The organism is Anaerolineae bacterium (assembly GCA_035529315.1).
Taxonomy (GTDB): domain Bacteria; phylum Desulfobacterota; class Desulfobacteria; order Desulfobacterales; family ETH-SRB1; genus Desulfaltia.
Genome location: DATKWZ010000024.1, coordinates 1 through 10756 on the forward strand (window position 1 = coordinate 1; position 10756 = coordinate 10756).

General features: G+C 44.2%; 12 protein-coding genes. 1 reads left to right on the forward strand and 11 read right to left on the reverse strand.

The genetic code is table 11. The features are described from left to right. From VMW78_04595 to VMW78_04640, 10 genes are all read right to left on the reverse strand, one after another. On the reverse strand, positions 1–485 hold a 485-nt coding region (locus VMW78_04595; protein ID HUV50280.1), incomplete at its 3' end, for a DUF1016 N-terminal domain-containing protein. Positions 486–534: 49 nt separating this feature from the next. After that, on the reverse strand, positions 535–1671 hold the full coding sequence (locus VMW78_04600; protein HUV50281.1) for an XRE family transcriptional regulator: 1137 nt from the start codon (positions 1669–1671) through the stop codon (positions 535–537). 150 nt (positions 1672–1821) lie between these two features. Next, positions 1822–2370 carry a nucleotidyl transferase AbiEii/AbiGii toxin family protein gene (locus VMW78_04605; GenBank protein ID HUV50282.1) on the reverse strand — a complete coding sequence of 183 codons (549 nt, stop codon included), beginning with the start codon at positions 2368–2370 and terminating at the stop codon, positions 1822–1824. Next, on the reverse strand, positions 2343–2564 hold the full coding sequence (locus tag VMW78_04610) for a hypothetical protein (protein ID HUV50283.1): 222 nt from the start codon (positions 2562–2564) through the stop codon (positions 2343–2345). The genes VMW78_04605 and VMW78_04610 overlap by 28 nt, the downstream gene beginning before the upstream one ends. A 385-nt stretch (positions 2565–2949) precedes the next feature. Continuing rightward, on the reverse strand, positions 2950–4506 hold the full coding sequence (locus VMW78_04615) for an ATP-binding protein (protein HUV50284.1): 1557 nt from the start codon (positions 4504–4506) through the stop codon (positions 2950–2952). A 96-nt stretch (positions 4507–4602) separates the two neighbouring features. After that, positions 4603–5112: a 3'-5' exonuclease gene (locus VMW78_04620; GenBank protein HUV50285.1), complete on the reverse strand. Its 510-nt coding sequence runs from the start codon at positions 5110–5112 to the stop codon at positions 4603–4605. Next, positions 5109–6143 (reverse strand): virulence RhuM family protein, encoded by a 1035-nt coding sequence (locus tag VMW78_04625; GenBank protein ID HUV50286.1) that lies wholly within the window; start codon positions 6141–6143, stop codon positions 5109–5111. The genes VMW78_04620 and VMW78_04625 overlap by 4 nt, the downstream gene beginning before the upstream one ends. Next, positions 6140–6298 carry a hypothetical protein gene (locus VMW78_04630; GenBank protein HUV50287.1) on the reverse strand — a complete coding sequence of 53 codons (159 nt, stop codon included), beginning with the start codon at positions 6296–6298 and terminating at the stop codon, positions 6140–6142. The genes VMW78_04625 and VMW78_04630 overlap by 4 nt, the downstream gene beginning before the upstream one ends. A gap of 79 nt (positions 6299–6377) precedes the next feature. Then, complete coding sequence (locus tag VMW78_04635) at positions 6378–7007, reverse strand: M48 family metalloprotease (GenBank protein ID HUV50288.1); 630 nt, start codon at positions 7005–7007, stop codon at positions 6378–6380. Continuing rightward, complete coding sequence (locus tag VMW78_04640; GenBank protein HUV50289.1) at positions 7008–7196, reverse strand: hypothetical protein; 189 nt, start codon at positions 7194–7196, stop codon at positions 7008–7010. 488 nt (positions 7197–7684) lie between these two features. Here VMW78_04640 and mdh point away from each other — a divergent pair, with 488 nt between their 5' ends. Continuing rightward, positions 7685–8617: a malate dehydrogenase gene (gene mdh / locus VMW78_04645; GenBank protein ID HUV50290.1), complete on the forward strand. Its 933-nt coding sequence runs from the start codon at positions 7685–7687 to the stop codon at positions 8615–8617. A 275-nt stretch (positions 8618–8892) separates the two neighbouring features. Here the strand turns inward: mdh and uvrC are convergent, their stop codons facing one another. Further along, positions 8893–10716 carry an excinuclease ABC subunit UvrC gene (uvrC, locus tag VMW78_04650; GenBank protein ID HUV50291.1) on the reverse strand — a complete coding sequence of 608 codons (1824 nt, stop codon included), beginning with the start codon at positions 10714–10716 and terminating at the stop codon, positions 8893–8895. Positions 10717–10756: the final 40 nt, after the last annotated feature.

The window sequence follows — 10756 nt, forward strand, 5'->3', positions numbered from 1 at the left end:
TGTCTTTCCCACTCGGCAACACCAATCGGTTTGGTGTATCCGGCAAGGGCATATTTAGCCAGGTTGCTGCGCCATGGAATTAGTGCAACGGTGCGTTGCACTAATTGACGATCCCTCCATGATTTAGCAAATTTGCGCATATATTTCAGGTTGCGTGGAGAAAATCCGCGCATTTCAGGAAAAGCATCTTTTAAATCGTGAGATAGCCGATCTATAATTTTGGATCCCCATCCTTCATTATTCTGTTTTTGAATAATAGAGTTTCCAATATCCCAATACATCATTACTAAAGCTTTATTGGCTGATAACACAGCCTTGATGCGTTCCTGTTGAATACGTTTTTTAAGGGAAGCCAGCAAATTTGCGTAGCCATGGGGAAGATCAGTTTTAGAAATCGGAACAGGCATAACAATCCCCTCTTTTTGTTTTACATTACGCACCCTTCGGTGTTCTGTTTTGTGCTTTTTATCTCTTTCGCGATTCATAATTCCGCATTAATTTCATCAGCAAATACTTTGATGGCCGGAAGAGTTTTCATTCCCCAACCACCTTCCACTTTTTCAAGACTTTCTCAATTTCAAGCACTTCCTTACGTCCTTCTTCCAATTCTTTTCCTGTTAATACCAGGTCCCACAGACGGCCGTTGGGGGTTAAAAGCCTTCTGGAAAGGTCGGGTTCGCCGAAGCCGGTTTTGCCGTAGTGCTTGTGAATAGTGTCTTTAAGCGGCTGGACCAGAGAGGGGTCGATTAAGTCAAGTTCATCTAAACGATATAAAAAAGCCTCTGCTGAAACACCAAAACGATGCTTGATGCGAAGCAAAAGTTCATAAGACCAGCGATTTCTTTGAATACCTAATTGGTTAACGGTATCAGTCACAGCTTTTGCGGGCATCAGAAAGGTAGCGGCAAAACGTCTTGCAGCACGATGAGCTGTAAACGGTTTTTTACCTGAAGGATCAGGATCGCCATCAGGTTCAAACAGTTCCACGCCCTGCTGTATAGAGTAAGTCAGAATTAAGACCTTTCCCAATTCACAGGCCAGGCAAAAAAGCTGTCTTTCAGGATTCTGCCTTGCTGCCAAAAAAAAGAAAGCATTCTGATTTAAAGTGTCATAATATGAAAAGCCGTGTACATCTTTAGGCAAAGGAACTACGATTACACGAAAGCCAAGGGTTTCAAACAGCTCAAAATAGTCAAAGACTATGCCATGCTCGATTCCGGCAAAACGGCGAACCTTTTCCGAAAGCATTTCCATTCCTCTGGTTGTGGGATCAAAAGGAATAACAAGCGGAATATTTGCCCTTTTTTGCGCCCTGCAAATATCTTCAAGAGCACAGAACGCTTCAATTATATCGCGCGACATTGTTTTGATCCTGGAAGGCAGGTCCTCATTTTTTCCGCTGGTTGTTGCCGGAAAAGGATCGCGCGCTTTTCCATACTGAAGAGATCTGATGTTTTGATTATCCTCGGCAAAAAGCATATCCGCAGAAACGCCCAGCTCTTTTGACAGCCTGTAAATTACAGAAGCGGAAGGAGCGTTTACACCACGCTCAATCCTTCCTAAAGGCACTTCGCTCATCCCGACTTTTGCGGCCAGTTCAGCCATTGTCCAACCACGCTGCCGTCTAAGTTTACGGATATTTTTTCCGATGAAACCAAGATTGACTTTCATATTTTTAATATTACTTTTTGGTCTTGTTTTTGTCAATATAATTTTTATTCTAACAGATATATAGCACGAAATAGTTCTGGGGGCGAGTCGAGAAGTGTGCAGGAAAAGAAAATGGGTTTATGATTGGGCAGATGCGGATACAGCTTTCTGCTATCTTTTTACTTCCTCAAAGGTTTTGAGAAATTCTTTTTTCTCAGAAAACAGATCAAACTCCTTAAGCCATTTTCGTATATACTGAACATCAATATCGGGATTTTTCAGGAGAACGGTTCTCACATCCTCGATATCTCGTGGTCTGCCGGCAAAGATTTTATGGATTATTAGATCTTCAGGAGAGGCAAAATTGACATCTCTGTCCATTATCTTTATCTTTTTTGCTCTTTTTATGGCTTCTGTTTCATAGGGGGTAAATGAGAAAATGAAATCTACCCTTATGCCCGTAGTTTCGTCCAGGGCCGGCAGAACCATGGTTTGCCCGACAAATGATTTCAAATCTTCGGGAAGAGGTTTAAGGGTGAGTTCTTGAACAACGGCAAGAAGCTCATCAAGACGATCGACATTCACACCAAGGGTAATATCAATATCTCTGGTAAGGCGGGGTTCTCCGTAAAGCAATACGGCCTGTCCCCCGATAATCATGTAGGGAATATTACGTTTTTTGAGAGATGCGCCTATACTGGAAAGGATTTTCTCGAACATGAATTCAACACCTTCGCAATCCTTATATCCACACCTATTCCTTCTAATGGCTCTTTGGGAGGGAAAATGCCGAGACTCACGCCCTCATCCCACATATATGTAAAAAGACGTATGGCATAGGGAAAACTCAGCTTGCCTTCATCTCGAATAACTCTGTCTTCCAGTTCTTTCAGTTGTTCAGGGTTCTGTATCATTACTTAGTACCTAGTTTCGTTATCAATGGATTGTTTGAAAGTCTAAAGATTACGATTTGACTATATGTTATCGTTTGTTTGAATGCAAATCCTTTTGTAAATGATCTCTTTTGCGCTGTTCACATTTTTTCCATCTCAAGCCATATCATACCAGCAAGTTTTGCGTCATCAAGCGCTCGGTGTCTTCGCATCTGTTTGCATGATTTTCCAAGCAGATACCGGCTTACTGTTTCAAGTTTATGATTGGGCAGATGCGGATAGCTTCATTATTTACACACCCGCCTCCAGCCGTTTCCGCGCCAGTTCAACCGCTTTGTGAAGCTTCTGCTCCAGCAATTCACGTTTCGGTAGTTCGGTCATTTAACAAATTCATAATCAAGCATATTCATTTCCCCGCCTGGTTCTGTTCAACCCATTTTTTGCCCTTATCTGTAAGACGATATTTTTGTTTGCTGCTTTTCGGTTTATCCGGAATTGTCATTTCAACAAGCCCGGCGTCTAAAAGTGGGTTCAAAACTTGGTGCCGGAACTTGGTGCGGTCAGAACGACCGGTGACGGCCATAAGATCCACTAACTTACTGGATTTATAGCAGTCATGTAAAATATTAACTTGGTGCCGACTTAGTGCCAACTTGGTCCCGACATCCACTGCGTCTTCAGGAGTATCGGGCAAAACGGCGGGCAGGAACTTCACATACACAGAACCGGCCTGCTCCTGCCAAGAGGGTTCGGGGTTGCCGTTTTCCTTACACCAGTCAATAATGTTCAGCGTGCCCATACCCCATCGCTCGATAATGCCTGCCCGGTAAAACACATTGGCAATAATCGGATTCCATGGCCTTGATTCGTGGGGACTTGCCAGCTTCTCAGGCGTTATGCCGAAATGGAGATCACCAGGGTTGGTGATTTCCATGTGATCATCATACATGGCAACGGCAACGGCGCCACCGGGTATAGTGTAGTCCCTGTGGCATAAAGCGTTTGCCAAGGCTTCGCGCGTGGCGCGTGGTGGGTACCATGGCTGATCTTCACGAACCATCTTTCCCGACACGACACGTCCAGCAATGGGAACATGGTCCAACAGGAACGATTCGGCCCGGCGCAAAAGCGAGAAAGCATGCCCCCAGTACTGACGGTTGTCGGCAAAGTCAGTTAAGCGGTTTTTTCCCCTGAAGCGAGCCAGACGGATACCCATTTGCGGATAGAGTATCTTGAGTTGGTCACTCTTACCATAGAGCGCCACGGCGGCGTTCAGGAGGTTGCCTTCGTGAATCAGTTCCAAACCAAGGAGAATGGATCTGGTGTCTCGCCGGTTAGTGGCTTCGAGTCGTCCCAGCCGAATAGCATTGTCCAGAGTAATTTGAATCTCGTCGGCATCCAGATCCTTGATGGAAACGCCCTCCGGCACAGATTCGTTTTCCCACCGGGTTGTTGCATGGAATTTTTCAATTAATCGACGGTTATATTCATCCCCAGGCATCTGTATGGTTGTGGGACCATTCCGAAGGTATGGCCGTCCTGCATATCTATAAAGTCCTGTGCTTCCTGGAATACTTATAATTATTACAGCGTTTCCTGATTTTAAATCGACGGTTTCGATATCAGGAAAAACAGGTGGCTCAATTTTACGGATTTCATTTGATATATCTTCTATTGTTTTTGCAGAGACTTTCTGACCGGTTATTTCCCCTTTGTCTGTCGCACCGAATATTACAAAACCACCTATACTGTTCAGCATAGCACAGACAGTCTTTGCAGCAACCGTTCTCTGCCCGCTCGACTTCTTAAATTCAAGCCGATCTGATTCACCCTTTTTTATAAGCTGCTTTAGTTCTTTCAGGTTCAAAATAGCTCCTTTACGGTAATCCAGACTATTATTATCATAAATCTTCCATATAATCCGGTCAATCCTGAGATAGTAAAAATATGTGCGTTGATTCACCCTGCTCAAATGAGGGGTTAAATTGTAACTCGGGTACGCCCTTTAGTTTTGCAGTTTTTGGCCTATAATATCGACAAATAATATCTTCTGAACCACTCATATCTTCTCCATCTCAAGCCATATCATGGCCGCAAGTTTTGCGTCATCAAGGGCTCGGTGTTTTTGCATCTGATTTGCTGATTTTCCAAGCAGGTATCGGCTTACTGTTTCCAGTTTATGATTGGGCAAATGCGGATATAGCTTTCTGCTTATTTTTAGTGTGCACAGGGATTGATTGTTCAGACTCATGCCTAATAAAGCAAATTCATTTCTGAGAAAACCAACATCAAAGCTTGCATTGTGGGCCACCAGGATGCTTCCGGCAATGAATTTGTAAAATTCCGGAAGGACCTCGTCCGGCTTTGGTTCGCCTTCAAGCATTTCATTGGTTATGCCGTGCACCCGCTGAACCTGCCAGGGGATCATTTTATCAACATCGATAAGGCTGCTGAATTCAGCAATAATGCTCTGATTCTCGATAGCAACAGCGCCGATCTCTATTACCCTGTCTCCGCTTTTGGGCGAAAAACCGGTTGTTTCCACATCCAGCGCTACATAACGATTCATTTTTTCTTCTCCAGGCAGCGTTTCAGTTTGGCATCATCAGCGAGCGATTCCTGTTGCGCTTCCTCGGCCAGCCTATGGTGGTGAAAGATTTCATATTGTTCAATGGCCAGTTGGTCAGCCACCGCCTTGCTGACCTTTCCGGCATTGGTCAGGATGTCCCGCTCGTTGAACTGCAAAAACGCATCCAGTTTTTTACGCCAGTCCCGCATGAAGATCTGGCGGTGGCGTCTGGCCTGTTCTTCGGCATAGTCCAGGTACATGGTAACAATCCTGTTGAGCCCCTCGATTTCATCGACGTTCAGGTAATTTTTAGCAATGGTGACATCCCCCTTGCGCACCTTGGCCCCTTTCCATGAGGTCAGCCCCATGTTGGGCATAGAGACGTCGGCCCTTTCGGTGATCAGCTCGGCAGCCGTTTTGCCGGAGATGGCGAAATGCAGCTTGTTTTGAACAATGCTGAAAAACTCCAGGGTTTCCTCGGCCTTTGGGTCGTAATCCGCCGCCAGTTTATAGATATCCCGAATTTTCTGGTAAAAGCGTTTTTCACTGGCCCGGATGTCCCGAATCCGTTCCAGCATCTCGTCAAAATAGTCGGAACCGATGTTGACGACTGCCTTCAGGCGTTCATCATCCATTGTAAAGCCCTTGACCAGGTATTCGTTCAAGTGCTCCGTGGCCCACCGGCGGAACTGGGTACCCCGGCGGGACCGCACGCGGTATCCCACGGCGATGATGGCTTCGAGGTTGTAAAATTTGGTGCGGTAGCCCTTGCCGTCAGCGGCAGTTGTCAAGTATTCCTTGACAACTCGTTTTTCCGTCAACTCGTCTTCATTAAAGATATTTTTAAGATGCAGGCTAATATTTTGCTTAGATATCTGAAAAAGCTCTGCCATGGTCAACTGGTTCAACCAAACGGTTTCGTTTTCCAAGCGAACTTCTATGCGCGTCTGCCCATCCTCAGTTTGGTAGAGTAAAAATTCGCTCTTGGCTGGCAGGGTTTGATTTTCCTTGGCTGTTTTTTTTCTGCTCATTGCTGCATCGCCTCCTCGATAAGTTGTTCCACGCAAGTTTTGGCTCTCCAGCCGTTTTCTATCACCCTGTCCCCGCTTTTTGGCGAAAAATCGATTGTTTCCACATCCAGCAATACATACCGATTTGTTGAGTTTAGACAGTTATCTGACAGCATTTTGCGGTCTCCGCGAATAGGACTGCTATACTATAATAAATAGATATAACCGTAATGCGATACGTTTTTCATTTCCCGGCTACCTTCCAGTAATATTTGTTTTTTTGATATTCTCAATACGCTCATCCCAGGAAGGATGTTTGTCCCAAAACTTGCCGCTATCAGCTATGGCAAGCTTTAGTTTTTTTAATATTTCTATTTGATCGGAAATTGAAATGCCAAGGCATAAACAAGCTTTAGATGCCTCTGTGTCAGCTTCAGATTCCTGTATTTTGTTAAAATTATTTACAACAGCAGGGTTGGCCAAATAGTTTAGAAGCCCGGCGCCGGGAAGAATAATGTCAACCGCCAACATAACGCCTGTGGTAATATAGCTTACGGTTTTTGCTTTTGCGAGATGGCCGAGCTTATTATGGGCGATCTCATGAGACATAACAAATTTAAGAACATTATCATCAAAAACAAAAATGCCTTCGGTAAAGTAAAGATTATCGTCTGTTACCCAGGCGTTAGGCTCGCTGTGGTTTGATATATAATATTCCAGCTTGGTTTTTGGCTGTATGCAGCCGGACACTTCTTCGACTATTTTAATCATTCTGGCGGCCAGGTGTTTCGGGGGGATATGGGTTGCTGTTTGAGTATGGGCGCAGCCTATGAATGATACTGCAAAAACAATACTTATAAGCACTAATGAAAGCGATCTTTTCATTTATATCTTCCCCATCTCAAGCCATATCATGGCTGCAAGTTTTGCGTCATCAAGGGCGCGGTGTCTTTGGGGCTCACTGTTTCCAGTCTGTGATCGGGCAGATGCGGGCGGGATATTACCCTTTTGAGAATGGTTTGATTTATAACCTGTCACAACGTGTGTTCGCAACCTGTTCTTCAAAAGAATCATCCATCAAATCAGCAAATTTTTCTACTGGATATTCGGCCCCGCAAGACTTGCAGGTTAAGTAAACACGTTGTCACGTTTTTTTCAGAATCAGTTTTTTACCGCAGGTTAAACAATTAGCAAAATATTTTTCTCTCATTTTTTTATAACTCCTTTTATATTAAAATAGCATAGTGATGAATGAAAAAGCAATAATCTAATAATCACAAGAAAACCCTGTAAGCTGAGAATCAGATACCCTCTCCTAGAGACCTTTGCAAAACGCCCCCTTTTGCCCAATTAGCGCTGATGCTTCACTTCGTGTCGGCGTCAGACTCAAATTTTAAGCCTCGAAATACTCAATGTATTCCTGCATTTAAAATTTTCGCCTTCCTTGAACTTGAACAAAATTGAGCATTTTTCAAAAGTCTCTCCCATAAATGCCTTGACCGTGTGAATTAAATATTGATAAATGATTTTGATGAATTCGTAAGAAACGGAAGGAGAATATTATGGACAAAAAAGTATCTGTAATCGGCGCTGGAAATGTAGGAGCTACTATTGCCCAGAGACTTGCTGAAAAAGAGTTATGCGATGTGGCGCTTATAGATGTTGTTGAGGGGGTGCCCCAGGGAAAGGCTCTGGATCTTACCGAGGCCGCGCCTATTGAAAAGCATGACGCTCATCTTTCAGGCTCAAACAGTTATGAGGCTTCCGCAGGATCCGATATCATTATTATTACAGCCGGCATACCAAGAAAGCCGGGTATGAGCAGGGACGACCTTATAGGCATCAACGCGGGAATTGTGAAAACCGTTACGCAGCAGGCGGCAAAGTTTTCTCCGGATGCTGTTCTTATTGTTGTAAGCAATCCTCTTGATGCCATGTGCCAGGTTGCGTATGAGGCAAGCGGTTTTCCAAGAAACAGAGTAATGGGCATGGCCGGCGTCCTTGATTCCGCCAGGTTCAGGGCCTTTATCGCAATGGAGCTTGATGTTTCGGTTGAAAATACCCATGCGTTTGTCCTTGGCGGGCATGGCGATACCATGGTTCCGCTTCCAAGGTATTCCACTGTGGCAGGCATACCTATTACGGAGCTGCTTTCCAGGGAAAAGATTGACGCCCTGATTGACAGGACAAGAAAGGGTGGCGCAGAGATAGTAGGACTTCTTAAAACAGGAAGCGCTTATTATGCTCCTGCATCCGCGGCAGTGGAAATGGCTGAATCGATTTTAAAGGACAAGAAAAAGATTCTTCCATGCGCGGCATATCTTGATGGTGAGTATGGGATAAGGGATCTTTTTATCGGCGTGCCGGTTAAACTTGGCGCAAACGGTATAGAGGAGATTATACAAATTAAATTAACCGATGATGAAAACACAGCTCTTCAGAAATCAGCGGATGCCGTCGCAGAACTTAAAGCTTTACTTAAAGAAATAGCCTGATCGGACATTTTCACCACAGAGCACACAGAGATCACAGAGAATTTATATAAAAAAATTATTATTCTACCACGAAGATCACGAAGAATAAAAAACTAATCTTAATGATCTTCGTGCGCTTCATGGAAAAATTTCTCACGCAAAGGCGCTAATAAAAACTACTGGATTCCGGCTTTCGCCGGAATGACAAAAAAATTGTCTCACCACGGAGGCTACGAAGAACGCAGAGAAAAAACCGTTTTTTCTCTGCGCCTTTGCGTGAGACAATAGTAAAATTATTAAAGAGCCGATTTTACAGCCATTGCGACGGCATGACTTATTCCAAGCACAGCGCTGAGTTCTTCAAGCGTTGCTGCCTGGATTTTTTTAATGCTTTTAAAATGCTTAAGCAGAATTTCTTTTCTTTTTTCCCCAACCGAGGGGATGGCATCAAGGGCGGAATGAAGAGAGGCTTTACCTCTACGCTTACGATGAAAAGAAATGGCAAAACGGTGAGCTTCATCCCTGATTCTTTGCAGAAAAAGAAGAAGGTCCCCTTCCCTGCCGAAATTAACCGGGTTAACCCTGCCCTGTAAATATATCTTGTCTGCGATTTCCCCCCTTTTTTTATCCTTTTTGGCTATTCCTATTATTGAAAATTTCCCTTCAAGCTTCAGCTCCTTGATTACTGTTGCGGCAATGCTCAATTGGCCCTTGCCGCCGTCAACAAGCAAAACATCGGGATAAGGCATGGATTCCTCTGCCTTGGCATAACGCCTTTTCAACACCTCATACATGCAGGCATAATCATCCGGTTTTGAAACCCCCTGGATTGTATATTTTCTGTATGATGATTTTTTCGGCTTTGCCTGTTCAAATACAACCATGCCTGCCACAGGTTCTTTGCCGGATATATTCGAGTTGTCAAAGCACTCAATGCGCTGCGGGACCTTATCCATCTTCAGCCGCCTCTGAAGCCCGGCAAGCAGATCGATCTCATCGGCAAGGGAGGCTGCCTGTTCCTTGAGCCTGTTTTCCGCATTCAAGGAAGCCATGTTTAGCAGACTGACCTTTTCTCCCTGTTTTGGATGTATGATGCTTACCTTTTTACCTTTAATTGAGCGCAGCCAATCTTCAAGCAGAGAGGTATCTTCCATGGATATGGGCACAAGGATTTCCCTGGGGATAAAAGGGGTTTTTTCATAATACTGCGTTATAAAGGATCTGATCAGTTCCGCATTGGTTGACATGATTTCAGAAAAACTGAAATGCCGCATTCCCACAAGACAGCCTCCACGAATAAAAAGCAGGGTGATTATGGAAAATTCATCTGTCCCGGCAACACCAAGTATATCTCTGTCTATAAAATCGGTTGCAACCACAACCTGCTTTTCAAGGGTTTTTTCAAGAGCCGAGATCTTGTCCCTGAGGGCTGCCGCGCGTTCAAACTCCAGCGCCTCGGCAGCGATTGACATCTCCTTTTTTATCCTGTTTATCAGAACAGGTGTTTTTCCTTTTAAAAACTGCGTTACCTCTTTAACTATCTCGTTGTAGGTGTTTTCATCAACATCCAGGCAGCATGGGGCAAGGCATGCCTTTATCTGGAAGTTAAGACACGGGCGCGGTCTGTTTTTAAACACCTTTGTTTTACATTTGCGAAGTTTGAAGGTCTTATTGATTATATTAAGGGTTTGACGCACAGCATTGGAAGAGGTAAACGGGCCGAAATAGATGGACCCGTTTTTTTTAATTTTCCGGACTATGGAAAGGCTGGGATATGGTTGATCAATTTCCAGGCGCAGACATGGATATTGCTTGTCATCCTTTAAGATAACATTATACCTTGGCTTATATTGCTTGATCAGGGTTGATTCAAGGATCAGCGCCTCTTTTTCGGTCTTGGTTATTATTGTCTCAAAGGTTGAGATTTTATCAACCAGCACCCTTGTTTTATTGTCCTGCTGAGCCGGCCGCATAAAATATGAAGAAATACGCTTGTGAAGGTTTCCGGCCTTGCCCACGTAAACAACCTTTCCACGGGCGTCCTTCATTATATAAACACCGGGCTTTGAAGAAACTGTAGCTAATTTTTTATCCGGGTCTGTTTCCACCTGTTTAATCATACAGTTAACACTTAATACAATTTTCAAAAATTAGTAAAAG

Coding starts and splice junctions, on each gene's coding strand:
- VMW78_04620 (HUV50285.1), bottom strand. CDS start 5,112: ATGAATCGTTATGTAGCGCTGGATGTGGAAACAACCGGTTTTTCGCCC.
- VMW78_04625 (HUV50286.1), bottom strand. CDS start 6,143: ATGAGCAGAAAAAAAACAGCCAAGGAAAATCAAACCCTGCCAGCCAAG.
- uvrC (HUV50291.1), bottom strand. CDS start 10,716: ATGATTAAACAGGTGGAAACAGACCCGGATAAAAAATTAGCTACAGTT.
- VMW78_04600 (HUV50281.1), bottom strand. CDS start 1,671: ATGAAAGTCAATCTTGGTTTCATCGGAAAAAATATCCGTAAACTTAGA.
- VMW78_04635 (HUV50288.1), bottom strand. CDS start 7,007: ATGAAAAGATCGCTTTCATTAGTGCTTATAAGTATTGTTTTTGCAGTA.
- VMW78_04630 (HUV50287.1), bottom strand. CDS start 6,298: ATGCTGTCAGATAACTGTCTAAACTCAACAAATCGGTATGTATTGCTG.
- mdh (HUV50290.1), top strand. CDS start 7,685: ATGGACAAAAAAGTATCTGTAATCGGCGCTGGAAATGTAGGAGCTACT.
- VMW78_04640 (HUV50289.1), bottom strand. CDS start 7,196: ATGATTCTTTTGAAGAACAGGTTGCGAACACACGTTGTGACAGGTTAT.
- VMW78_04605 (HUV50282.1), bottom strand. CDS start 2,370: ATGTTCGAGAAAATCCTTTCCAGTATAGGCGCATCTCTCAAAAAACGT.
- VMW78_04610 (HUV50283.1), bottom strand. CDS start 2,564: ATGATACAGAACCCTGAACAACTGAAAGAACTGGAAGACAGAGTTATT.